The organism is Hoeflea sp. CAU 1731, from assembly GCF_039888615.1.
Lineage (GTDB): Bacteria > Pseudomonadota > Alphaproteobacteria > Rhizobiales > Rhizobiaceae > Flavimaribacter.
The window spans coordinates 174647-199305 of record NZ_JBDQQS010000003.1; the positions used below are offsets into that span (position 1 = coordinate 174647).

The following is a 24659-nucleotide window of genomic DNA, read 5'->3' on the forward strand; positions in this document are numbered from 1 at the left end:
GCGCGGCCTGGAAGCATCGCGGTTGGCACAATTGTTGCGTTGCAAAACGCAGTTATTCTCGATCGGCACGAACGGCGCGGTGCTGGACTGCCGGTCTCCTGTAGAAAGAAAAGGGAACCTCATGGTCAATCTACGTAACCTTTCCCGCCGCGGATTCCTCAATATGAGCGCCGCCGGCGCCGCTTCGACATTCCTGCCGAGCGGCCTTATGAGGCAGGCGGCCGCCGCCGAGCCATTGCCGGCGATCAAGGAAGAGGACACGGTCCTCGGTTTCGGTCACGTCGGCCCGATCACTGACGAAGGCTGGACCTGGAGCCACCACCAGGGCCTGCTCGCCTGCAAGGAAGCCTATCCCAACCTGAAGAATATCCTCGAAGTCGAGAACGTTCCGTACTCCTCCGACGCGACGCGCACCTACCGGCAGTTTGTCAAGGAAGGCGCAAACATGATCTTCGACACCTCGTCCACCGGCGACTTCCTGCACGAAGTCGTCAAGCGCGCGCCGGAAGTCGCCTTCATGGAATGCAACGGCCACGCCCTGATGGACAACCTCGGCTGGTACTACCTGGCGCACTGGTATCCGACCTATGTCATCGGCGTCGCCGCCGGTCACCTCAGCAAGACCGGCAAACTCGGATACGTCGCGTCCTTCCCGGTCGCTTCCGTCTACTGCAGCACCAACGCCTTCATCATGGGCGCGCGCACCGTCAATCCGGACGCGACGCTGCAGACGATCGTCATCAACTCCTGGTTCGACCCGCAGGCCGCGACCCAGGCCGGCACAGCGCTGGTCGACAATGGATGCGACTTCCTGTTCGGCATCATGGACGAGGCGGGCTACCTGCAGGTCGCCGAAAAGCGCGGCGTCTGGGCGGCTATGTGGAACACCGACATCCGTCGCTACGGCCCGAACGCCTACGTCTCCTCCGTCATCATCGACTTCAAGGACTTCTATGTCGATCAGGTCGGCAAGCGTCTCGCCGGCACATGGACGCCGGGCGAACATCTCCTGCCGCTGAGCGGCGGCGTTGATCGTGACGCATGGGGACAAAACGTTCCGCAGGAAGTCGGCGACGCCGCCGACGCCGTGCGCCAGAAAATGCTCGACGGCTGGTCGCCCTTCGTCGGCGAACTGAAGGACGTCAACGGCGAAGTCCGGGTTCCGGAAGGCCAGAAGATGACTGAACTGGAACTCTACAACTGGGATTGGTCCGTCGAAGGCGTCACCGGCCTTTCCAGCTGACGCAACGCAATCATGCCAATGGACCGGGCGGAACCAACCGCCCGGTCCCTCTCCGCGGTTTTTCAAAGCCTGGCGTCAGGTCACCTTGAATGAATGAAACAGCACCACATTTCACCCCGCCCGCCGGCACGCCGCCGATCGTTCAGCTGAGGGGGATTGCGAAATATTTTCCAGGCGTCATCGCCAATCAGGACGTCGACCTCGAAGTCCATCCGGGTGAAATCCACGCCCTGCTCGGCGAAAACGGCGCCGGCAAATCAACGCTCATGAACATCCTCACCGGCATCTACCAGGCCGACGCCGGCGAGATCATCATTGACGGCTACAAGCGCGAGTTCGCATCGCCGCAACAGGCCATCGCCGCCGGGATCGGCATGGTCCACCAGCACTTCAAGCTGGTCCAGGCCTTCACCGTGGCCGAGAACATCCATCTCGGCTGGGACGACACTCCGCGCAGGGCGTCCGCCGCAAAACTCGAACGGCGTACGGCGGATCTCGCCAAGCGTTTCAATCTGCAGGTGCGTCCGGGCGCGCGCATCAGCGATCTGTCCACCGGCGAACAGCAGCGCGTCGAGATTCTCAGGGTTCTGGCGCGCCAGGCGCGCGTTCTCATTCTCGACGAACCGACCGCGGTGCTGACGCCTGCGGAAGCGCGCGAGCTCTTCAGCGCGCTCCGGAATTTCGTCGCCGAAGGCAACGCCGTCTTCTTCATCAGCCACAAGCTTGATGAGGTTCTCGAAATTTCCGACAGGATCACCATCCTGCGCGGCGGCAGGAAAATCGCCACCGAAAAGGCTTCCGACTGCGACCCGCGCATGCTCGCAAAACTGATGGTGGGACGCGACATCGTTCTCGACGACATGCGCGCCCGGCCGCAAGGCGCCGCGCCGGTTTCCACGGAGCCGGTGTTGAGCCTGAAAAACGTGACGGCGAAGGGCGACGACGGCTCTCCCGCCCTGCACGATATCAATCTGGCCGTCCACGCCGGTGAAATCGTCGGCATCGCCGGCGTCGCAGGCAACGGCCAGCGCGAACTCAGCCAGGCGCTGACCGGCGTGCGGCCTGTCACGTCCGGCCAGATCATCGTCGACGGCAAGCCCATGGGCGGACGCAACGCCGCAGCTTATGCGGCTGGCGGCATCGGCCACATACCCGAAGATCGCCTGCACAGCGGTCTCGCTCCGGCCCTCAGCATCACCATCAACGCCGTCATGCGCGAATATATGAAGCCGCCGATCACCAACGCCGGCGTCTATAATCCAGCCGCCGCCACGACCCTCTCGAAGGAGATCGCCGAGGCGGCGGACGTCGCAATTCCCGATTACGGCATGCCGATCCGAAACCTTTCCGGCGGCAACCAGCAGCGCCTCGTCGCCCGCCGCGAAATGCGGATCGCCAACAAGGTGCTGGTGGCCGCCTATCCGAGCCGCGGCCTCGACGTCGGCGCCATCAACACCATGCTGCGCTACATCGTCGAACTGCGCGACGCAGGCGCCGGCATCGTCCTCATCTCGGAGGAACTGGAAGAATTGCTCAATCTCTCCGACCGCATCGCCGTCCTCTATGAGGGCCGGATCATGGGCGAACTGGAAAATCAGAACATCGACATCGACGAAATCGGCCTTCTCATGGGCGGCAGAACACAGTCGACGGAAACCCGGGAGGTCGCCTGACATGTTCGGCAACTGGCGTTTCCAGAGGCTCCCGTCCGCCCATCCCGGCGTCGCCTTCGCGGCGCGCGCGGCGGCGGTCATCGCCGCGCTGGTCTTCACCGGCATCATCCTTGCCATCGCCGGCGCCAACCCGATCGAGCTTGCCGCCGAAGTGATCGATTCCTCGTTCGGATCGTCCTTCGGACTGGAAGACCTCGCCCTCCTTTTCATCCCGCTGATATTGACCGGCCTCGCCGTCACCGTCGCCCAGCAGATCGGCACCTGGAATATCGGCGCCGAGGGCCAGTTCTATCTCGGCGCCTTTTCGGCGACGGCCGTCGGCCTGTTCGTGCCCGGTCCGCCGGCGCTGATCCTGGTGCTGATGTTCTTTGCCGGAATCGTCGGCGGCATGCTGTGGATCCTGATCCCGACGCTCGCCCGCGCCTACGCCAACGTCAACGAACTCATCACCACCCTGCTGCTCAATTTCGTGGCTGCGCTTCTCGTTTACTACGTCTCGACCGGTCCATGGCGCGATCGCGTGGGTCTCGCCAATTCGGCGACGCCGCGGCTGTCAGCGGAAGTTCCGGAATTCTGGGGCATTGTCCACTGGGGCTTGCCGGTCGCGGTCCTCGTCGTCATCGCCACGGCCGCCGTCTTCACCTTCTCCAGGTGGGGCTACGAGGTGCGTCTGTCCGGCTCCAATCCGTCTGCCGCCAAATATGCCGGCATTCCGGTTCGCCGGCATCTCATCACCGTCATGCTGCTGTCGGGCGGCGTCGCCGGGCTTGCCGGCATGCTGGAGATCGCCGGCACGGTTCACAGGCTGCAGGGCGGCATCTCCAACAATTTCGGCTATCTCGGCATCATGGTCGCGGTCCTGGCGCGCGGCTCCAGCATCGGCGTGATCTTCTCGGCCGCGCTGATGGCCTTCATTCTCAATTCCGGGATCATCCTTCAGACACAGGGACTGACAACCTCCGCCGTACTCGCCATGACCGGGCTGATCCTGTTCCTGACAGCGATCGGCGACGAACTCTCGCATTACCGCATCACGCGGGAAAAGACCTAGGAGCGCGACCATGGATCTCTTGACCGGACTGCTCACGACGGCCTTTCTCGCAGGCGGCGTTCTGGCCCTGGCGGCCATCGGCGAAGTGCTCGCCGAACGCGTCGGCGTCGTCAATCTCGGCGTTGAAGGGCTGATGGCCATGGGCGCCGTCACCGGCATCGCGACCGTCGCCGCGACGCCTGTTCCCATCTTCGGTTTTCTCGCGGCCCTTGTTGTCGGCGCCGTTTTCGGCGCAATCTTCGCATTTGCAACCGTCATCGTGCGCGCCAACCAGGTGCTGTGCGGACTGGCGCTGACCCTCATGGGCGCCGGCCTCGCCTCGACGATTGGCCGCAACTATTCGGGCATGCCGGCCCGCGCCAGTTTCGAAGGCGTCTCCATACCGCTTCTCAACCAGATCCCGATCCTCGGCCGGGCGCTGTTCTCGCAAAACATCCTCGTCTACCTGATCTACATCATTCTGCCGATCGGCCTGTCCTACCTCATGTTCTACACGCGCCACGGCCTTAATCTGCGCGCCGTCGGCGAAAACCCGGCCGCAGCCGACGCCGCCGGCATTCGGGTGACCCTGATCCGCTTTACCTATGTCACCGCCGGCGCAGCGCTCGCCGCCGGCGCAGGCGCCTATCTAACCCTCGCCTTCGTCCCGTCATGGTCCGACGGCGTGGTCGCCGGTCGCGGCTGGATCGCCGTGGCGCTTGTTATCTTCGCCGGATACCGTCCGGTCGCAGCCGCTCTTTCAGGCCTGCTCTTCGGTCTCATCACGGCGCTCGGCTTCGTCGGCCAGGCCCGCGGCTGGCCGGTCGCTTCGGCGATCCTTTCCATGCTGCCCTATCTCGGAACCATGGCCTTCATCATCGTGCCGGTTCTCGCCTGGCAAAGGATGCGCCGCGTGCTGGCGGCCCCGGCGGCGCTGGCCGTTCCCTATTACCGCGACATGCGCTGACAATGGCGACCAGGCTCTTCAAGAATATCAGCCATCTCGCGACCTTCGACGATGCGGGATCGGAAATCGAGGACGGCGCGATCCTGATCCGCGACAACGTCATCGAGGCGGTCGGCACGACGGCCGAACTCGGCGACAGCCGGGCCGACGAAGTGCTGGATCTTTCCGGCCACATCGTCATGCCCGGCATGGTGAACATCCATCACCACATGTACCAGAACCTCACCCGCGTCATGGTGCAGGACGATGAACTGCTGGTCTGGCTGAAGACACTCTATCCGATCTGGAGCCATCTGGACGATGAAGCGATGGGCGTTTCGGCCCGCGTCGCCATGGCCGAGCTGATCGCGTCGGGCTGCACGACCACCTCCGACCATCTGTATATCCTGCCCAACAACTGCACGCTCGATTCCACTATCGACGCGGCCCGCGAAATCGGCATGCGCTTTCACGCGGCCCGCGGCGCGATGTCGCGCGGCGAAAGCCAGGGCGGTTTGCCGCCTGACCGCTGCGTCGAAAAGGAAGACGATATCCTGAAAGACGCCGAACGGCTGATCGGCGAATACCACGACAATAGCCGGCACTCGATGAGCCGGATCATTCTTGCGCCCTGTTCGCCGTTTTCCGTGACGCCGGACCTGATGAAGGACGCGGCGGCGCTTGCAAGACGCCATCCGGGCGTCCGCCTCCACTCGCATCTCGCCGAAGACCTGTTCGAGGAAGATTATTGCCACGACGTCTACGGCATGCGCTCGGTCGGTTTCGCCGAATCCGTCAACTGGCTCGGTCCGGATGTCTGGTTCGCCCATTCGATCTTCATGACCAGCGAGGAGATCGATCTGTTCGCGGAGACCGGCACGGGCGTCGCCCATTGCCCATCGGCGAACATGCGATGCGGACAGGGAATCGCCAAGATCCGCGAAATGCTCGACAAGTGCGTCAATGTCGGCCTGGGCGTGGACGGATCGGCGTCCAATGACACATCGAACATGTTCATGGAGGCGCGGCTCGCCATGATGCTGCAGCGCGTCGCCCCCAACAAATATCTGTCCGAAACACCGGGCGGGCGCGGCGGCTTCGGCGGCACGCCCAGCGCGTTGTCCGCCCGCGAGGCGCTGACCATGGCGACGCGCGGCGGCGCAGCCATTCTCGGCCGCGACGATATCGGCTATCTGGCGCCGGGTATGAGCGCGGATTTCATTGCAGTGAAACTGCGCCAGCTCGGCCTGTCCGGCACGAAACGCGATCCGCTGGCCGCCCTCGTCATGTGCGGGCCGTTCAAAGTCGACTATTCTTTCATCAATGGCCGTGAAATAATCACCCAGGGCGAATTCCGGGATGTCGACATTCCGGCATGGCTTGAAAAGCACGAAGACGTCATGGACAGAATCTACAGTCACTAAGGAGAACTGGCATGAGCACGATTGCGGAAAAGGCGGCTCTCGATCAGTGGTACGTGATCGACACCGAAGCGGATATCCCCTACGGAACGTCCGCGAACCGGTTGCTTGGCGTCGACCTTCAGGTGACCCGCAGCAAGGATGGCGAAGTTGTTGTCATGGCTGCCGACCGCGAAGAGCCGCTTGCCATCAAACGGCGCTTCGGCTTTATCTGGGCGACGCTCGGCGCGCCCGAGCGCGATATCTTTCCGGTTCCCGAAACCGAAGAACCGGACCGCCGATACGTCCCTTGTGGCGCGGTGTCCGTGAAAGCATCCGGGTTGAGAATTGTCGAGAACTTCCTCGATCTCGCGCATTTCCCCTTCGTGCATACCGACATTCTGGGATCGGAGCCGCATACGGAAGTCACCCACTACAATGCGGAGATTCGCCGCGACGTTGACGAGGTATGGGCGACGAACTGCCAGTTCTTCCAGCCGCAGGCTGCGCTTTCGGCCACTGAAGGGATCATGACGCAATATATCTACCGGGTCATGACGCCGTTCACGACGTTGCTCTACAAGACCTGTCCGAACGCCGCCAATCGCTGGGACGTGATCTGCCTTTTCGTCCAGCCCGTCGAGGAGGATTTCTGCCGGGCGCATCCGGTCATGTATCTGATCGACGACGAGTCGACGCTGGCCTCGCTCGTCCACTTCCAGCAGCTCATCTTCCTGCAGGACCGCATCATTCTGGAGAACCAGCGGCCAATCCTTCTGCCGCTGGAGCCGCGCGCCGAAATTCCGACCCGCGCCGACGCCACCTCGATCGCCTATCGCCGCTGGCTGAAGGAAAAGGGCATCACCTACGGCACCACGCTGCAAGCCGCCTGAGACCGTGAACCTCCGCGACAGGACGCTGCTGACTTCGGGATTCCACGCGCCGGAACCGGGCGTCGTGGAAGTGTTCGAGGACGCCTTGATCGCCGTCGATGCAGCCGGAACCATCCTTTCGGTCACGAGAAAAGGCGATGCCGGCTACGACGCGGTTCTCGAAAAAGCCCGTTCCGATCAACGGCTATCGACCTTGCCGTCCGGCTCCTGGCTCTTGCCTGGCATGGTCGACATGCACATCCATGCGCCGCAATATCCGCTGCTCGGCAACGCGCTGGACGTGCCGCTGGAAGTCTGGCTGGAGCGCTACACCTTCCCGCTGGAGGCGCGATACCGGCACGCGGCCTTCGCGAAGCGAACCTATTCTGTCCTTGTCGACGACCTCATCGCCAACGGAACGACGACCGCGCTCTATTTCGCCACCATCCATGAAGAGGCGACGCGATTGCTTGCCGACATCTGCATGGAAAAGGGCCAGCGCGCCCTCATCGGCAAGGTGGTCATGGACAATCCCGACCAGTGCCCGGACTATTACCGCGACGCATCGACGGACGCCGCTCTGTCCCAGACACGCGCCTTCATCGACTATGTCCGCACGCATCCGGACAACGGGCAAGGCCGGGTGCAGCCAGTCGTCACCCCGCGCTTCATACCCTCCTGCACCGACGAGGCGCTGGAAGGGCTGGGCGCGATAGCAAAAGACTGCGGCTGCCACGTCCAGACGCATTGCTCGGAAAGCGACTGGGAACATGGCTACGTTCTTGCCCGGCACGGCGTGACGGATACAGCGAGCCTTGACCGCTTCGGCCTGCTCGGCCGCCGCAGCGTGCTCGCGCACTCCAACTTCCTCACTCCTGAGGACATGGAGACAGTGAAGGTCCGACAGGCGGCGGTCGCCCATTGCCCACTCTCCAACGCCTATTTCGCAAACGCAGTCTTTCCGCTTCGCGCCGCGCTTGAAAAAGGGCTGCATGTAGGATTGGGAACCGATATTTCCGGTGGCCCGAGCGTCTCGCTCTTCGAAAACTGTCGCGCCGCAATCATGGCCTCGCGCATGCTCGAAAGCGGCGTCGATCCAGCGCTGCCGGCCGAACAGCGCGGCGCCGGCGGCAATGCGCGGATCGACTTCCGAGACGCTTTCTACCTCGCCACCACCGGCGGCGGCGTCGCCCTCGATCTGCCGGTCGGCCTGTTTGCGCCCGGCTATCGCTTCGACGCAATCGCCATCGACACGAATGCCGCTGACGGAACGATCCGTCTCTGGGACGAACTCGATTCCGGCGATCACATTCTCCAGAAGATCATCAACACGGCGTCGCGCGCCAACATTGCCGATGTCTGGATTGACGGCGCGGCCGTTTCCGGCGTTGCCCTCAATAGTTGAATTGGCTATGCCGTCGGGAGCAATAACAGGAGAGCGGTGTCATGGGCGCTATCGGATTGATCAGATTTACAACCCTGTTTGCGGCATTATGCCTTTTGGCCAGCGCCGCAACGGCTCAGGATCAAGACATCGAGATTGGCACGATGTTCAACACCATGGGCGCGATTGCTCCGCTGGGCGCGCCATCCGACAAGGGCGCGAAACTCGCGATTACCCGGATTAACGAAAACGGCGGCGTCCTCGGCCGGAAACTCCTGCAGAAAGACGCGCCGACCAACAGCGTGTTGAGCGATATCCACGTGGCAAGCCACAAGCTTGTTTCGGACAATCCCGATCTGGTCGGCGTCGTGGGCTTTGTCGATTCAGGCAGCGTCCTGGCGGCGGCGCCGGATATCGCGAATGCCGGGATGACATTCATCACAAGCGGCGCGACCTCGCCGCAATTGCCGTCGGAAGTACCGACTTATCTCTATCTTGCCTGCTTTGGAGACAATGTTCAGGCGGCAGCGGCGGCGCAATGGGTCTATGAAGAGCAAAATGCGCGGAACGTCACGGTCTATGTCGAAACCGACAAGCTCTATCCGCGTCTCCTGCAGGGCTATTTCCGCGCAAGCTTCGAAATGTACGGCGGCGTGGTCAGGGCTGTCCATGCGGTCGATCCGTCCGACAAGACCGGAAAGATCCGGCTTCCGCATGCTTCCGACGTGGTGTTTCTCAGCACGGAATCGGCCGAAAACGCTCTGGTGATCATCAAGAAGCTGCGCGAGCACGGGTATGAAGGACTGATCGTCGGCGGCGACGGCTACGACGCACCGGAAGTCTGGGCGGCGAATCCCGATATCGGAGAGATCGTCTACACCACCCACGCCTATCTCGGCGAAAGCAACAAGGACGAACAGGTGCGCGCCTTCGTCAGCGCCTATGAGGCAGCCTATCCCGGAGAGAAGCCGACCGCCTTCTCAGCGCTCGCCTATGACGCCATCGGTCTCGTCAAGGCGGCGATCGAGCGTTCTGGAGAGGCGACGCCCGATGGCCTGTTGCAGGGTCTTGCAGGCCTGGAGGACTATCAAGGCGTCACGGGAACCATCTCTTACAATCAGGGGAGCCGCATCCCGCTCAAAAGCGTCACATTGATGGGCGTCGAAAAAGGCGAGCTCCACTATGTGGGGAAAATCACGCCACGTCTGGTTGCAACGCCGTAAAACGCTGTTTCCCGACTGACTGCAACAGGCGCACCAATGTCCCCTCGCGAAACAGAAACCCTTCGACCCCTTCCAGTTACTGCCGACGAATTCCGTCCCGATCCGCATCAGGGCTACGCTCTATACAGGCCGCAAACTGCAGTAATCGACTTCGGCGATGGCGTTGCGAGCGCCATCCGCCACGATGACGTCGTCGCCATGATGACCGATCCCCGTACCCGCCAGCTCGAAACCGAGGCGCTGGCGTTCCGCGGAATCAGTTCCGGCGCACTCCATGATTTCTATTCAAACAGCCTGCTGCTTTCCAATCCGCCGGACCACGCCCGCCGCCGCGCGCCGCTTTCGCGCACCTTTGCTTCAAAACTCATGGAGCTATGGCGTCCGCGCGTTCGCGAACTGGTAGAAGGCATGATCGACGACGCTGCGAAAGAGAATGAATTCGATGTCCTGACGCAGATCGCGTCGCCGCTGCCGTCGCGGATCATCGCCGAAATCCTCGGCGCTCCGGAAGAAGACGCGCCGCGCTTCGCGGAAATGGTCTACACCATGTCGCGCGGCCTTGGCGGTTTTCGCATGGAGGATTTCCCCGGCATCGAAACAGTCGCGCGCGATCTCTGCGCCTACGTGGAAAATCTGCTGGAGGAGCGCCGGCGACAGCCGCGCGACGACTTCCTCTCCCACTACCTGGAGCGCGTGTCGGGCGAAAACGGGCTCGATCCGAAAGAGACCATGATTCAGGTGGTCAGCCTGATCATTGGCGGCAGCGACACCACCCGCTTCGCCTTCACGATGCTCGTCTCTCTTCTTTTGACCCATCGCGACCAGTGGGAGGACTTGTGCCGCAATCCCGACCTTGTGCCCGGCGCGGTTCGCGAGGGTCTTCGCTATGAACCCTCGGTGGGATCGATCGCCCGCGTCGTCCTCGAACCGCTGGACATCGGCGGCGTCGCCTTCAAGCCCGGAGCGCTCGTGCAACTGTCGATGCTTTCCGCGCAACGCGATGAAAGGATTTTCGCCGACCCGCAGCGGTTTGACATCAGGCGCGAGGATCATCCGCGCTGGAGCGTGAGTTTCGGCATGGGCGCGCATCGCTGCCTTGGCGAGGCGCTGGCCCGCGCGGAACTGGAGGAGGCGCTCGCCGCCCTTGCCCGCAAGCTGCCGAACCTCGCTCTGGCTGGAGAGCCTGCGAGAGCCAAGGGCCATGTCGGCATTCGCGGCGTCGGGCCGTTGGTCGTCAGATCCCGGTCGTGACGACGACCTTTCCGTGCTTTTGGCGTGGTTTACTGAGATAATCGAAGGCCTCCTTGTACTCCTCCATCGGATAGACCCGGTCGATGCTGGGCGCCAGGCGGCCGGAACCGATCATCTCGTAGACGAAATCCATCCCGCGCCGGCAGGTCTGCGGATTTTCCACGTAGTTGAACAGCGAATAGGGATGGAAGACGGCGTTCTTCTGGAACATGTCGACGATCGGCAGGCTCGGAAAATGTTCATCGAGCGTGCCGTAGAAGAAGATCCGGGAATCCCGCGCCAGCGCAGGGCTGTATCGGTGTATCAGGCTCGCGCCGACCGGATCGAAGACGGCGTCCACGCCGTGACCGTCCGTCATTCGGTTGATCGCGTCGGCGATGTCCGTCTCTTCGTCGGTAACGATGACATGGTCGGCGCCCATTTCCATGAGATAGTCCGTATTGCGTTCGAAACGCGTCGTGCCGATCATGTTCGCACCCAGGATCCTGCCGATCTGCAGCGAGGCGGCGCCTGCGGTGCTGGTGGCGGCCGTCACGAGCACATGGCTGCCCGGACCAACTTTTGAGACCTCTCCGAGCGGGAAAAACGCCGTCATGTATTGCATCCAGATGGAGGCGCTTTCCACGGCGTTCAGCCCCTCCGGCGCCCTGGCGACGAAGCGCTGATCGATGACCAGGGATTCCGTGCTGGCGCCGCGATTGCCATAGAAATAAGGCAGTGTTCCCATGCGATCGCCGATCCTGACTCCCTCGACGCCAGGACCGATCGCGTCCACGATACCCGCCGCCTCGATGCCCACGCGCGCCGGAAATTCCGGAAAGCTGAAGGAATAGCGGTCCCACATCAGGTCCATGTCGCCCCAGTTGAGCGCGAAAGCCTCGACGGCGAGGCGGAGCTCGCCCTCGCCCGGTTCCTCCAGCGCCACATCCTCCAGGGTCAGGCTCTGATACCCCTTGTAATCGTGCAAAAGCCAGGCGCGCGGCATGGTGATCCTTTCCAGCTGCTATTTTAGTGGCACTAAAATTTCACAGCGTAAGGACGAGATGTCAAGCGCCCATTCGGCCCCACTCAAGGGAGTCGGTGATGGTGGGCCTCATAACGTCCGACGGACTCGCGGGCCGTTCTGCCAATCGATGCAACGCCGTAAACCAACGTGGCCAGAGCCAGGATGAGAAATGAAGCTCCAAGAAAGTATGAATGCAGGACAAATGCGAAGGCGAGAGCCGCCAGGATCAGAGCCAGATTGATCACGATCCACTTCACGAGATGAAGGACGCTGTAATAGGTCTTCTCATGTGTGTCGAAATCGTCGTCGGAATTTGCTGATTCCTGTGCCATTGCCGAGATCGACCGAATGCCGGTCGCTCCTGTCGTGAAAGAACATGGCAGGTCGGAGTTCCCGAACGCAGACGGGTCGGCTCGGGAACTGTCACCGGGCCATACGTGTTTATACTCCAAAGACAGAGTTGTGACAATCAAACAGGAGTGACACGACATGAATGTCACAGGAGAAAACGAAACGATGACCGGCCGGCGAAACGCGCCGGAATCGAAGGCCAGACGGAAGCCGGGCGCCCGTTTGCGCGCCACTGCATTCGTCATGCCTGAATTCCACCTCAACGCCTTCAGCATGCCCGGCCATCCACCGCGCCCGGGCGAAGCCGGGGGTTCGTTCCGGCCAGCCGAAAGTCTTTACGCCGAACGAAACCAGCGAAACTGGGCGACGATCCTGCTGTCGTTCCTCATTCTGCTGACGGTCATCGGCGTAATGCTATCACTACTTTGATAGGCTGCTCCTGAGGTGCAGGTTCATGACCAGACATACCCATCAACTGGCGGAAACCCTTCCGCCAGCGCTGAACAACGCTTCTCCGCCGGCAAGACCAACCGCTGCGAGACATTATCCCGAACTGCTTGCCAAGCTCAGGGAACTGGGCGGCAAACTTGATCGCAGCGGCTGTTCGCTCCGGGATCTGATCCTTTGGGAGCAGAACGTCCTTCCGCTTCTTTCAGACGCCGAGCGCGACCTGCTCCTGTCGCGGCGGGACCACCGGTCGGGTTTCGATCCAGAAGATCTCCCCGAACTGCGCTGGAAGAACCTGCGCCGGATCATGATGCGCCGCAAGGGCCTCAGGATATGATGACATTTCGATGTCGCTGATCAGCAGGCCGGCTTCCTCGCCGCCAGATCGATCAGCGCCGACATGCCGTCATGACCCGGGCCTTCGCTGATTTCGCAGTCATGGGTTTCCAGGGATATGATCTCGAAATCTCCGAACGCCTTTTCCAGAAGATCGCGGGTATACATGTGCTCGCGTTGCGGCGGACCGCCGGTCCCGTAGTCGACCTGTTCCGGCCTGTAACCCTGCATCAGCACAAGGCCGCCCGGTTTGACCGTTTGCCCGATCCCGTCAAAAATTCCGGCGCGCAGATCCGGCGGGGCGAACTGGATGAAGATCGCCGCCACGACGTCGAAGCGGTCCGGCGTCCAGTCCCAGTCTTCGATCGAGGCAAGCTGATAGTCTACCGTCACGCCTTTCGAGGCCGCCAGTCGCCGCGCGTTGTCCAGCCCCACCGACGAGGCGTCGAACGCCGTGACGTCCAACCCCCGGGAGGCAAGCCAGACGCTGTTGCGCCCCTCCCCGTCCGCGATCGCCAGCACGGACTGCCCGGGCGACAGCAATTCCGCCTTTGACGCCAGAAACATATTCGGTTCCGTGCCGAAGACATAGTCGGGCTGGTCGTATCGCTCGTTCCACATCAGTCCTTCTCCTTTCGGATCAAACGCAGCACGAGAACAAATAACGAACGTACTGGATGCATTCTCGCGCATTTTCTGATATAAATACATTCTTGGAACGTTCGGGAAGGAATGTATCGTCCATTCCAGGATAACTTTTTCTCCCTGGAAGGGCGGAACCGTCGAAATCACAAATTACCGAAACAAAGCCAGATCCGGATTCTGGGTCAACAACTGAAAACGCGGATTCCCGAAACAAACCCAGAGCGCCACAAGCCAACCCTGATGGAGTGAAACCAGTCGAAAAGCAAATTCCCGAAACAAAGCCAGAGCGTCATGAGCCAACCCTGATGACTTGAACCGAGTTGAAAACGCAATTTCCCGAAACAAAGCCAGATTGACCAGACGGCGACAAGCATCACGAAAAATACTCAAAAATCGGATTCCCGAAACAAAGCCAAATTCAATTTATAGCCCCATATTTCGATCCCCGGCGTCATCTGCGCGCAGTATCGGAAACATTTATTCCTCAATGAGCGAATCCGGCGAACAAATCGGTTGCCGCGAGCCCGCGAATATGGTTCTCAACGACCCATGACCAATTATCCTGACACAAAACTGTTCATCGGCGGAGAATGGCGTGACGCCATTTCCGGCCGCTCCATCCCAGTCATTGATCCCGCCACCGAAGAGACCATCGGAACCGTCGCGCACGCCGGCGTCGAAGATCTCGATCTGGCGCTTGAAGCCGTATCCGAAGGGTTCAAGATCTGGAGCGCTGCCGGCGCGTTCCAGCGATCCCAGCTCATGCGCAAGGCGGCAAGCCTGCTTCGCGAAAGGGCTGACGCCATCGCCGCGATCATGACGGCCGAACAGGGCAAGCCTCTCGCCCAGTCGAAGATGGAGGTGCTTGGCGGCGCCGACACGATCGACTGGTTCGCCGAAGAAGCGCGCCGCACCTATGGCCAGATCATTCCGGCGCGCATGCCAGGCGTCACCCAGATGACGATCAAGGTCCCCGTTGGACCGGTCGCCGCCTTCTCGCCGTGGAACTTCCCGATCAACCAGGTGGTGCGCAAGCTCTCCGCCGCGCTCGCCACCGGATGCTCGATTATCGTCAAGGGACCGGAAGAAACGCCGGCATCGCCCGCGGCGCTGATCCAGTGCTTCGTGGACGCCGGCATTCCAGACGGCGTCGTGAATCTCGTCTACGGAACGCCGGCTGAAATTTCCGAATATCTCATTCCGCACCCTGTGATCCGCAAGATCTCCTTCACTGGCTCGACAGCCGTCGGCAAGCAGCTTGCATCGCTCGCCGGCCTGCACATGAAGCGCGCCACCATGGAACTCGGCGGTCACGCGCCGGTGCTCGTCTTCGACGACGCCGATATCGACAGCGCGATTTCGCTGATGTCGGCGCACAAATATCGCAACGCCGGACAGGTCTGCGTGTCTCCGACGCGCTTCCTCGTTCAGGACGCTGTTGCTGATCGGTTCGTCGACGGCTTCGTGGAAGCGTCGAAGGCGCTGAAGGTCGGCGCCGGCGCCGACGAAGGCGTCGATATGGGCCCGCTTGCAAACGAGCGGCGCATTCCGATGATGGAAGAGCTGATCCAGGACGCCGTCGATCGCGGCAGCAAGCTCAAGACAGGCGGTCGGCGCATCGGCAACAAGGGTTACTTCTTCGAACCGACGGTCATCACGGATGTGCCGATCGAAGCGCGCGGCATGAACGAGGAACCCTTCGGCCCCATCGCCTTCATCAATCGCTTTGATTCGCCCGAAAGTGCGATCGCCGAGGCCAATCGTCTGCCATACGGTCTGGCTGCCTATGCTTTCACCGGCAGTTCGGCGACCATGCAGTCCCTGCGCAGCGAGATCCAGTCGGGCATGCTGAGCGTCAACCACCTCGGCATCGCTCTGCCTGAACTGCCGTTCGGCGGACTTCAGGATTCCGGATACGGCACGGAAGGCGGTTCAGAGGCGACAGAGGCCTATCTCGACACCCGCCTTGTGACACAAAAAGACTAGTCTTATCAAATAGATACGGCCCCAATATGGGGCCGTATCCTTTCAGGAATTGATAGGCTTAGGCCGTAACGACTTTCTGCTGCTGTGCGCCCAGGCCCTCTACGCCAAGAGACATGACCTCTCCGCCTTTCAGGAAGGTCGGGGGATTCTGTCCCATTCCGACGCCGGGAGGCGTTCCGGTCGAAATGATATCGCCCGGCTGAAGGCTCATGAAACGGCTGATATAGCTGACGAGAAACTGAACGCCGTAGACCATCGTTTCGGTCGTGCCGTCCTGATAGCGATGCCCGTCGACTTCCAGCCACAGCTTCATCTTCTGCGGATCGGCCACCTCGTCGCGCGTCACCATCCACGGACCGATCGGGCCGAACGTGTCGCAGCCCTTGCCCTTGTCCCAAGTGCCGTGGCGCTCGATCTGGAATTCCCGTTCCGAGACGTCGTTGATCACGCAATAGCCGGCGACATGGTCGAATGCGTCCGCCTCGTCGATATAGACGCCGCCCTTGCCGATGATCACGCCGAGTTCGACTTCCCAGTCCGTCTTCACGGAATTGCGCGGGATAAGCACGTCGTCATTCGGACCGCAGATCGCGCTTGTCGCCTTCATGAAGATGATCGGTTCCGGCGGAACAGTCGCGCCGGTTTCGGCCGCATGGTCGGAATAGTTCAGGCCGATGCAGATGAATTTGCCGACATGGCCGACACACGGTCCGATACGACCATCCGCCAGAACCGGCAACGTGTCGATGTCGATCGCGGCGATTTTCTCCAGTGTCTCCGGCAGCAGCGCCTCGCCGGCAATGTCGTCGACGATCGTAGAGAGGTCGCGGGCCTTGCCCTCGGAATCCAGAATGGCGGGCTTTTCCTTGCCGGCATCGCCGACGCGTAGCAGTTTCATCAGTCTATCCTTGTTGTTGTCAGGCTGCGGCAGTTGTGTCGCCGTGAAAGACATGGCTGTCAATGGACTCCGGCTTCATTTCGATCGAGAATCCAGGAAGGACAGGCGGCATGTAAGCCGCGTTACGAATAACGCACGGGTCAACGAAATGCTCGTGCAGATGGTCGACGAACTCGATCACCCTGCCCTCCTTCGCGCCGGAGACCGCGACATAGTCGATCATCGACAGGTGCTGGACATATTCGCACAGCCCGACGCCGCCGGCGTGCGGCCACACCGGAAGCCCGAATTTCGCCGCCATCAACAGCACGCCGAGCACTTCGTTCAGCCCGCCGATCCTGCAGGCGTCGATCTGAACGATGTCGATGGCGCCGCCGGCGATCAACTGCTTGAAGATGATGCGGTTCTGGCACATCTCGCCGGTCGCGACCTTGACCGGCGCCACCGCCTCGCGAATACGCCGGTGACCGGCGATATCGTCCGGGCTCGTCGGCTCCTCGATGAAATACGGTTTGGCGAAGGCGAGCTTGCCGACCCAGTCGACCGCCTGATCGACATCCCACACCTGGTTGGCGTCGATCATCAGGAACCGGTCCGGCCCGAGTTCTTCGCGGGCGATGGTCAGGCGGCGGATGTCGTCTTCCAGATCGCGCCCGACCTTCAGTTTGACATGGGTGTAGCCCGCGGCGACAGCCTCACGGCAAAGCCGGCGCAACTTGTCGTCGGGATAGCCGAGCCAGCCGGCCGATGTCGTATAGCAGGGATAGCCGTGCGCCTCGAGGTCGGCGATGCGCTCCTTCTTGCCCGGTTCCGCCTTGCGCAGAATTTCGAGCGCCTCGTCCCGCGTGATCGCGTCGGTCAGATACCGGAAGTCGACGATGTCGACGATCTCTTCCGGGCTCATTTCCGCGACCAGCCGCCAGACCGGCTTGCCGGCCTGCTTGGCGAGCAGGTCCCACACCGCGTTGACCACCGCGCCGGTCGCGAGGTGGATGGCGCCCTTGTCCGGTCCGATCCAGCGCAACTGGCTGTCCGAGGTCACATGCCGCCAGAACCGGCCGGGATTTTCCCGTATCCAGTCGAGATCGAGGCCGACGACCAGATGGCGCATCGCCTCGATGGCCGCGCAGCAGATATCGTTGCCGCGTCCGATCGTGAACGTAAGACCATGGCCGGTAAGGTCGCCGCGGTCCGTTTCCAGAATGACATAGGCCGCGGAATAGTCCGGATCGGGATTCATGGCGTCCGATCCGTCCAAGTGCTGCGACGTCGGAAAGCGAAGATCGAAGGTCTTGAGTCCGGTTATTTTAGTCACTGTGCAGCCATCCTCAGCTTCAGATCGTCCATCCGCCGTCGATGGCGCATGCCTGGCCTGACGTGTAGGTGGCGTTGGCGAGGTAGACGGCGAGATCCGCGATTTCCTCGGCTTCGCCGAGGCGTCCCATCGGCTGGCGCGCGATAAAGGCGGCGCGGGCCTTGTCATAGTCGCCCTGCGCCCGCATCCGTTCCTGCAGCGACGGGCTTTCGACAGTGCCCGGGCAGATCGCGTTACAGCGGATGTTCTGCGCCACATAGTCTGCGGCCACCGCCTTCGTCAGTCCGACGATAGCCGCCTTGGTCGTGCCGTAGGCAAAGCGGTTGGGCACGCCTTTGATGGAACTGGCGACAGACGACATGTTGATGATCGCCCCGCCGCCATGTTCAAGCATCGAGGGAAGCACGGCGCGGATCGTGCGGATCATGGAGCGCACATTGAGGTCGACCGCGAAATCGAACTCCTCGTCCTTCATCTCCAGAATGGATCCGCCATGGACGAAGCCGGCTCCATTGAAGAGCACGTCGACATGGCCGATTTCGCCGACGATGGCTTTGACGTTCTCGTCGCTCAGCACATCCAGCTTGCGCGTCTCGACGCCGCTTTCGCCGGCAAGCTCCGCCAGCGTGGTTTCGTTGATATCCGTTGCAAACACCCGCGCGCCGGCGGCGGCGAACGCCAGCGCGGTCGCGCGACCGATTCCCTGACCCGCCGCCGTGACCAGCGCCGTCTTGCCGTTGACCCAATTCGTCATCTTCTCTCCATCAAGCCTTACGCGGGCTTGTTCTTGCGTTCCACGATATGAATGTGATCGGCGACGAGAACCACCTCGTCGCGCTGGTTGAGCACCTCGGTGCGTTCCACCACCCGGCCCATCTCGGCCCGCTTCGGGTCATCCTCCTTCGAAACGATGGTAACCTTGCTGCGGATCGTATCGCCAATAAAGACCGGCCTCACGAAGCGCAAGCGGTCGTATCCGTAGGAGAAGGCGACCGGATTAATGACGCTCGCCGTCAGACCGACGCCGATCGCAAACACCATCGTCCCGTGGGCGATACGCTGCCCGAAAGGCTGCGTCTTCATGAATTCGACGTCCATGTGATGTGGAAAGAAATCACCGGTATGACCGGCGTGCACGACAAAGTCCGTCTCGGTGATCGTGCGGCCATAGGTCATGCGCTCGTGGCCGATTTCATATTCCTCGAAATAGATCGCTTGTTCCATCTTTACGGTCTCTTCTCAAGCGGCGTGGCGGGCGACGCCGACGATTTGTAGGCGGCCTCGACCAGCGCCATGGTGTTCCAGGCGTCTTCGACGGAGCTCACGAGTGCGTCGTCCTCGCCGGCGGCGAAACGCTGCAGGTTCGCCATGCGGCCGACAAAAGCGTCCGGGAACCACGATCCCTGAAGCGGAACCGGGATCCATTCCTTGCCGCCTTTCGGACGGATCTCCAGAATGTCCGGTTCGCCGCGCGGATAGTCCAGATTGACGCCAAGCTGCAGATAAGCCGCCCCTTCCGTGCCGCAGACTCGAAATTCGCAAGCCTGATGCTTGCGGCCGAAATCATGATCGTGATTGATCGAGAGCGAACAGCGAACACTGTCGCCATAGTCGAGGATCGCGCTGGTGCGTGTCTGCGCGACGTCGTGGTTCGGATGGCCGATCGTCTTCGCGTGAACGCCTTCCGGATCGCCGAGGACCTGGCGGATCAGATCGAGGTAATGGATCGAATGCATGGCGATTTCGATCCGGGGCAGGCCTTTCAAAAACGGCCAGAGCTGCCAGGGCGTCGCGAGCGCCAGCCACGCGTCGAAATCCACCACCTCGCCGAGCCAGCCTTTGGCGATGGCGTCCTTCAGCGCCAGCATCATCGGCGCGAAGCGAAGCTGGAAATTGACCGCCGCCTTGAGTTTCTTTTCGCGACAGATCTTCAGGATTTCGGTTGCATCTTCCAGGTCGCTTCCCATCGGTTTCTGGATCAGCACCGCCGCGCCGTCCGGCAGTTGCCTCAGAACGGCGGCATGGGCTTTCGGCGGCGTCGCGAGATCGAAAATGGCGCCAGTCACGCCAACCGCGTCTTCAATCGACGAGAAGGCTGTCACGCCCCATTCGCCTGCAAGCTTTTTCGCTTTCTCCTGATCCGGATCGTAGAGACCGGCCACGGGAAAGCCTGCCTTTCGGTAGGCAGGGAAATGCGCGTCGCCGACAATCGACCCAGCTCCAAAAGTCACGATGGGCCGCGGCTCGGAAGGCATCGACCAGGACTGACTGAGCGCGGCCGGATCGAAGCGATCACTCATGGTGGAAGACCTCGTCCATCATCGCCCACCACTCGCCCTCCTTGCGGGTTTCGAACGGCTTCTGGCAGGGCATGCAGACATCCCACCATTCCAGCGTCCTGGGATCGCCCGCCATCTTCGCAGCGTCGGCCTCGAAATCCTCGCCGTGATACTCCCAGTAGCCGAAGAGCAGATTTTCCGGCTCTTTCAGGAAGATGGAATAGTTACGGATATTGCACTTCGAGATCATGGCGAGCACATCCGGCCAAACGGCCGCATGGAGGCGCTTGTAGTCGTCGACCTTTCCCGGATTGAGGCCGATGACCATTCCCATTCTCTGCATCAGGAATACCCTCCCTCGGTGATCGTGGTCGTGAATTCCGAAATGCTCTGGCCGACGACCGCGTCCCAGTCCCAGTCGATGCCGAGGCCCGGCGCTGACGGGGCAATGGCGTGGCCATCCTCGATCTTCATGCTGCTGGACGTAAGCGTATCGAGTTGAGGGATGTATTCGACATATTTGCCGTTTTGAACGGCGCAGGTGAGGCTCACATGCAGTTCCATGAGGAAATGCGGGCACACGGGGATATCGAAGGCCTCCGCCGCATGGGCCACCTTTAGCCAAGGCGTGACGCCGCCAATGCGGCCGACATCCACCTGCACGATCGAACAGGCGCCACGCTGCATGTACTCCCGGAAATGGCGAATGGAGTAGAGCGACTCGCCAACGGCGATCGGCGTCGACGTGGAGTTCGACAGCCGCACATGACCGTCGATGTCGTCGGCGGCGATCGGTTCTTCGAGCCAGGCGAGATCCAGTTCGCGCAGCCGATCCGCCCTTCGGATAACCTCGTCGACAGTGAAACCCTGATTGCAGTCGGTCATGATCTCATAACCATCGCCCACGGCGGCTCGAACCGCCGCGAGACGCTCATGGTCTTCCGAGCCATGCGGCCTGCCGATCTTGACCTTCGAGCCTTTGAAACCCTTCGACTGCGCATCCAGAGCATCGTCGACAAGCGCCTGCTTCTCGATATGCAGCCAACCGCCCTCGGTTGTATAAAGCGGGCATCGATCCTTTGCTCCGCCAGCAAGCTTCCACAAAGGCAAACCCTGCTTGCGCGCCCGGAGATCCCACAGCGCCGTATCCACAGCGGCGAGCGCGATCGATGTGATTGCGCCGATGGTCGTTGCGTGCGTGGCGAACTCCAGATCGTGCCAGATAGCTTCGATCCTGTCGGCGTCACGACCGATCAGCCGCGGCGCCAAGTGGTCGCCGAGAAGCCGCATGACGGAGGAGCCGCCGGTTCCGATCGTGTAACTGTAGCCCGTTCCCGTTGCCCCGTCGCTATCCGTGATCGTGACAATCGGAGTTTCCTGACTGTCGAAACTCTGGATGGCGTCCGTGCGTTGGACCTTGGGAACAAGGTTGACTATCCGCAATTCGACTTTTTCGATCTTCGCCATTGGATTAACTCCTCAAGGTTTTCTGCGTGTCCGCAGAGAACAGATGCGCCTGGCTCAAGTCAAAACTCAAGTCCACCTGGTCTCCCGGATGGAGCGTTTTCGGATTGAGCATGCGCGCGATCCAGTCGTCGCCCGCAAATTCCGCGAAAACGAGGGTCTCGTTGCCCAGCGGTTCCGTAATCGACACCGGCACGTCGATCGTGTGCACATCCGTGGCATCGCCCGAGTGGATGCCGTGTCCTGCCGGAAAGACATCGTCCGGACGAATGCCGAAGACCACTTTTCCGCCGGCCGACACCTTGTCGCGGAACTGCGGCGGGATCGGCAATGCATCGCCATTGGCGAAGACCATCTTTCCGTCGGCAATCTCGGCGTCGCGCAAATTCATGGTCGGCGAGCCGATAAACCCTGCGACGAAACGGGTCGCCGGCCGTTGGAACACTTCCTCCGGCGTGCCCACCTGCTCGATATGCCCGTCGCGCATAATGACGATGCGGTCGGAGAGCGTCATCGCCTCGACCTGGTCATGCGTAACGTAGATCACCGTGGACTGAACCTGCGCATGCAGCTTCTTGATTTCGGTGCGCATCTGCATGCGCAGCTTGGCGTCGAGATTGGACAGCGGTTCGTCGAACAGGAAGACGTCCGGCTTGCGCACGATGGCCCGCCCCATGGCGACGCGCTGACGCTGACCACCGGATAGCTGGGATGGGCGTCTTTCCAGAAGCTCCTCAAGGCTGAGGGTGCGCGCCGCTTCAATCACCGCAGCATTGATCTCGGACTGCGGTCGCCCGGCGATCTTGAGCGAGAATCCCATGTTCTCCGCGACCGACATGTGCGGATAGAGCGCGTAGGACTGAAACACCATGGAAATGTTGCGTTGGCGCGGCGGCAGGTCGTTGACGACGCGGTCGCCGATCCGGATCTTGCCCCCGGTAATATCCTCCAGCCCCGCGATCATGCGCAGAGACGTCGACTTTCCGCAGCCTGACGGCCCGACGAGGGCGATGAATTCTCGGTCGGCGACGTCCAGGTTGATCGAATGCACGACCTCTAGGTTACCGTATTTCTTGACCAGGTTGTTGAGCGAAACAGTAGCCATGACTATCCCTTGACCGCCCCGGACGTCAGTCCGGACACGAGGTGTTTCTGAACAATGAAAGTAAGCGTCAGCGCCGGAATGATCATCACGACCGCGAGCGCGCACATGCCGCGCCAGTCGATGGTGAACTCGGCAGTGTAGTCCAGCAAACCGACCGGTAGCGTTTTCGAATTGGTGGATCGGGTCAGTTGTGACGCCAGAGCGAATTCGTTCCACGAGATCAGGAACGCGAAAATCCCCGCCGATGCGATGCCCGGACGCGCCAGTGGAAACTCGACCCGCCAGAAGGCCTGCCAGCGCGTGCAGCCGTCGATCTGCGCCGCTTCGGCGAGATCGCGCGGCACCTGCCGGAAGAACCCGTCGATGAGCCAGACCGTGAACGGCACGTTGAGCGCCACATAGGCCAGGATCAGACCGAAATGCGTGTCGATAATGCCGAGGCGGGCGTAGACGAAGAACAGCGGCAGCGAGAGCGCAATGCCCGGCACCGTGCGCGTCAGCATGAAACCGAGGAAGATAGACGTCTTGCCGCGGAAACGGTAGCGCGCGAAGGCGTAGCCGCCGGCCATACCGATGCAAAGAGCAATAACCGTCGACGTCACGGAAATGATCAGCGAATTGCGGAAATAGTCGAGCACCGGAATGCCACCCTGCCCCACGCCTGAGAACATGGCGACATAGGCGTCGAGCGAGACATTCCGCGGAATCCAGACCGGTGGCTTGGCCATGATCTCAACCGTCGGGCGCAGGGATGACAGTACGATCCACAGACCCGGAATACAGATGATGGCCATGGCGAAGAACAGGCCGATCAAATGAGAAGCTTTGAGAACGGCTCGTTTGACGCGGTGTGCGGTGTTTTCGTCCATTCTACCACTCCGCTCCGATCTGCTGGCGCGCCTTGGCGAGTTGCCTGAAGAAGATCACCGTAAACAGGATCGACAGCAGGATGGCGATATAGCTCATGGCGTTGGCGAGACCCATCCGCGCATCCGAATAGGCGGTGCGGGCAATCAGAGTCCAAAGGATCTCGGTGCGTCCAGCCGGGCCGCCGTCGGTCATGATCTTGACGATGTCATAGGCCCGCGCAATGTCCAGCGACCGGATCGTCATGGCGATATAGGCGAACGGCATGACGAAAGGCCAAGTGACGTAGCGGAAGCTTTGCCATGGCGTGCAGCCGTCGACCTTCGCCGCCTCGAGCGGCTCGCGCGGCATGGCCATCAGACCCGCCAGAATGAAAATCGCGAACACCGCGGTCGAGGACCAGATTTCTGCCGTCAGGATAGAGATAAAGGCCAGCCGCCCATCGATCAGCCATGGTATCGCCTGATCCGTCAGGCCCAGCGACTGAAGCGCGTTGTTCACCACGCCGATATTGTCGTTGAACATGAACTTGAACTGGAAACCCACCAGGATCGGCGAAAACATCATGGGAAACATCATGATGGTGCGCAGAATGCGCTGGCCTCGGGTCGCCTTTTCCACCAGCAGCGCCAGGACGAGGCCGAGCACCATTTCAAGATTAAGCGCAAATGTAAGGAGTAAAACAGTACGGCCGAACGCGACCCAGAAATCCCAGTCCGAAAACAGCCGCTCATAGTTCCGAAAGCCGATGAAGGTGTAGATCGAATCCGGACGCGTCAGCCGGAAGGGCGTGAAACTGGAATAGAGCGAGAGAAGCAACGGCACTATGACGACGGCCGCCAGCACAATAAATGCAGGTAGAAGCAAAAGCACATGCGGTGCAGGCTTCCAGCCTCTCATCGTTCCCTCACCTGTTTCTTGTCGGTTTTTTTAAAACA

Annotated in this window: 25 protein-coding genes; 12 read left to right on the plus strand and 13 right to left on the minus strand. The window is 61.2% G+C overall.

Annotated features, from left to right (window positions below; genetic code table 11):
• Positions 1-121: 121 nt before the first annotated feature.
• The 9 genes from AAFN47_RS07205 (at position 122) to AAFN47_RS07245 (ending at position 11022) form a co-directional block, all read left to right on the plus strand.
• Positions 122-1243: a BMP family ABC transporter substrate-binding protein gene (locus tag AAFN47_RS07205; RefSeq protein WP_499808528.1), complete on the plus strand. Its 1122-nt coding sequence runs from the start codon at positions 122-124 to the stop codon at positions 1241-1243.
• An 89-nt stretch (positions 1244-1332) separates the two neighbouring features.
• The gene (locus AAFN47_RS07210; RefSeq protein WP_499808529.1) at positions 1333-2916 is read left to right on the plus strand and encodes an ABC transporter ATP-binding protein; all 1584 of its coding nucleotides are present in this window, start codon (positions 1333-1335) and stop codon (positions 2914-2916) included.
• A gap of 1 nt (position 2917) precedes the next feature.
• On the plus strand, positions 2918-3967 hold the full coding sequence (locus AAFN47_RS07215; protein ID WP_499808530.1) for an ABC transporter permease: 1050 nt from the start codon (positions 2918-2920) through the stop codon (positions 3965-3967).
• A gap of 10 nt (positions 3968-3977) precedes the next feature.
• Entirely contained in the window at positions 3978-4913 is a 936-nt protein-coding gene (locus AAFN47_RS07220) for an ABC transporter permease (protein ID WP_499808531.1), read from the plus strand.
• Positions 4914-4915: 2 nt separating this feature from the next.
• The gene (locus AAFN47_RS07225; protein ID WP_499808532.1) at positions 4916-6316 is read left to right on the plus strand and encodes an 8-oxoguanine deaminase; all 1401 of its coding nucleotides are present in this window, start codon (positions 4916-4918) and stop codon (positions 6314-6316) included.
• A gap of 11 nt (positions 6317-6327) precedes the next feature.
• Complete coding sequence (locus tag AAFN47_RS07230; RefSeq protein WP_499808533.1) at positions 6328-7185, plus strand: aromatic ring-hydroxylating dioxygenase subunit alpha; 858 nt, start codon at positions 6328-6330, stop codon at positions 7183-7185.
• 4 nt (positions 7186-7189) lie between these two features.
• The gene (gene guaD, locus AAFN47_RS07235; protein WP_499808534.1) at positions 7190-8569 is read left to right on the plus strand and encodes a guanine deaminase; all 1380 of its coding nucleotides are present in this window, start codon (positions 7190-7192) and stop codon (positions 8567-8569) included.
• A 41-nt stretch (positions 8570-8610) separates the two neighbouring features.
• A complete protein-coding gene (locus tag AAFN47_RS07240) occupies positions 8611-9771 on the plus strand; it encodes an ABC transporter substrate-binding protein (RefSeq protein ID WP_499808535.1) in 1161 nt (386 codons plus the stop codon).
• A 36-nt stretch (positions 9772-9807) separates the two neighbouring features.
• Positions 9808-11022, plus strand: coding sequence for a cytochrome P450 (locus tag AAFN47_RS07245; RefSeq protein ID WP_499808536.1), 1215 nt, complete (start codon positions 9808-9810; stop codon positions 11020-11022).
• Here the strand turns inward: AAFN47_RS07245 and AAFN47_RS07250 are convergent.
• Both AAFN47_RS07250 and AAFN47_RS07255 read right to left on the minus strand, forming a co-directional pair.
• Positions 11006-12007 carry a zinc-binding dehydrogenase gene (locus AAFN47_RS07250; protein WP_499808537.1) on the minus strand — a complete coding sequence of 334 codons (1002 nt, stop codon included), beginning with the start codon at positions 12005-12007 and terminating at the stop codon, positions 11006-11008. The two genes, AAFN47_RS07245 and AAFN47_RS07250, sit on opposite strands and share 17 nt — an antisense overlap.
• 83 nt (positions 12008-12090) lie before the next feature.
• Positions 12091-12360, minus strand: a complete 270-nt coding sequence (locus AAFN47_RS07255; protein ID WP_499808538.1) for an aa3-type cytochrome c oxidase subunit IV — start codon at positions 12358-12360, stop codon at positions 12091-12093.
• Positions 12361-12517: 157 nt separating this feature from the next.
• On the opposite strand from AAFN47_RS07255, the gene AAFN47_RS07260 reads away from it, so the two are divergent.
• Both AAFN47_RS07260 and AAFN47_RS07265 read left to right on the plus strand, forming a co-directional pair.
• Entirely contained in the window at positions 12518-12808 is a 291-nt protein-coding gene (locus AAFN47_RS07260) for a hypothetical protein (protein WP_499808539.1), read from the plus strand.
• A gap of 25 nt (positions 12809-12833) precedes the next feature.
• Entirely contained in the window at positions 12834-13163 is a 330-nt protein-coding gene (locus AAFN47_RS07265) for a hypothetical protein (RefSeq protein WP_499808540.1), read from the plus strand.
• A 20-nt stretch (positions 13164-13183) separates the two neighbouring features.
• Here AAFN47_RS07265 and AAFN47_RS07270 read toward each other — a convergent pair whose 3' ends face one another.
• A complete protein-coding gene (locus tag AAFN47_RS07270; protein WP_499808541.1) occupies positions 13184-13783 on the minus strand; it encodes an SAM-dependent methyltransferase in 600 nt (199 codons plus the stop codon).
• A gap of 573 nt (positions 13784-14356) precedes the next feature.
• Between AAFN47_RS07270 and AAFN47_RS07275 the strand changes: the two genes are divergently transcribed.
• The gene (locus tag AAFN47_RS07275; RefSeq protein WP_499808542.1) at positions 14357-15793 is read left to right on the plus strand and encodes an NAD-dependent succinate-semialdehyde dehydrogenase; all 1437 of its coding nucleotides are present in this window, start codon (positions 14357-14359) and stop codon (positions 15791-15793) included.
• A gap of 58 nt (positions 15794-15851) precedes the next feature.
• On the opposite strand, the gene AAFN47_RS07280 is transcribed toward AAFN47_RS07275, so the two are convergent.
• Genes AAFN47_RS07280 through AAFN47_RS07325 form a run of 10 tightly spaced genes read right to left on the minus strand, consistent with a single transcriptional unit; the run spans position 15852 to position 24621 of the window.
• Complete coding sequence (locus AAFN47_RS07280) at positions 15852-16691, minus strand: fumarylacetoacetate hydrolase family protein (protein WP_499808543.1); 840 nt, start codon at positions 16689-16691, stop codon at positions 15852-15854.
• Between the two features lie 19 nt (positions 16692-16710).
• Positions 16711-18006 carry an L-fuconate dehydratase gene (locus AAFN47_RS07285; protein WP_499808544.1) on the minus strand — a complete coding sequence of 432 codons (1296 nt, stop codon included), beginning with the start codon at positions 18004-18006 and terminating at the stop codon, positions 16711-16713.
• Positions 18007-18025: 19 nt separating this feature from the next.
• On the minus strand, positions 18026-18760 hold the full coding sequence (locus AAFN47_RS07290; protein ID WP_499808545.1) for an SDR family oxidoreductase: 735 nt from the start codon (positions 18758-18760) through the stop codon (positions 18026-18028).
• Positions 18761-18777: 17 nt separating this feature from the next.
• Positions 18778-19230, minus strand: coding sequence for a MaoC/PaaZ C-terminal domain-containing protein (locus AAFN47_RS07295; protein ID WP_499808546.1), 453 nt, complete (start codon positions 19228-19230; stop codon positions 18778-18780).
• Positions 19231-19232: 2 nt separating this feature from the next.
• Positions 19233-20306 (minus strand): Gfo/Idh/MocA family protein, encoded by a 1074-nt coding sequence (locus tag AAFN47_RS07300; RefSeq protein WP_499808547.1) that lies wholly within the window; start codon positions 20304-20306, stop codon positions 19233-19235.
• Complete coding sequence (locus AAFN47_RS07305) at positions 20299-20628, minus strand: L-rhamnose mutarotase (RefSeq protein WP_499808548.1); 330 nt, start codon at positions 20626-20628, stop codon at positions 20299-20301. The genes AAFN47_RS07300 and AAFN47_RS07305 overlap by 8 nt, the downstream gene beginning before the upstream one ends.
• The gene (locus AAFN47_RS07310) at positions 20628-21752 is read right to left on the minus strand and encodes a mandelate racemase/muconate lactonizing enzyme family protein (RefSeq protein ID WP_499808549.1); all 1125 of its coding nucleotides are present in this window, start codon (positions 21750-21752) and stop codon (positions 20628-20630) included. The genes AAFN47_RS07305 and AAFN47_RS07310 overlap by 1 nt, the downstream gene beginning before the upstream one ends.
• Before the next feature lie 4 nt (positions 21753-21756).
• Entirely contained in the window at positions 21757-22854 is a 1098-nt protein-coding gene (locus AAFN47_RS07315; RefSeq protein WP_499808550.1) for an ABC transporter ATP-binding protein, read from the minus strand.
• Between the two features lie 2 nt (positions 22855-22856).
• Positions 22857-23723, minus strand: coding sequence for a carbohydrate ABC transporter permease (locus tag AAFN47_RS07320; protein ID WP_499808551.1), 867 nt, complete (start codon positions 23721-23723; stop codon positions 22857-22859).
• 1 nt (position 23724) lies between these two features.
• A complete protein-coding gene (locus AAFN47_RS07325) occupies positions 23725-24621 on the minus strand; it encodes a carbohydrate ABC transporter permease (RefSeq protein WP_499808552.1) in 897 nt (298 codons plus the stop codon).
• Positions 24622-24659: the final 38 nt, after the last annotated feature.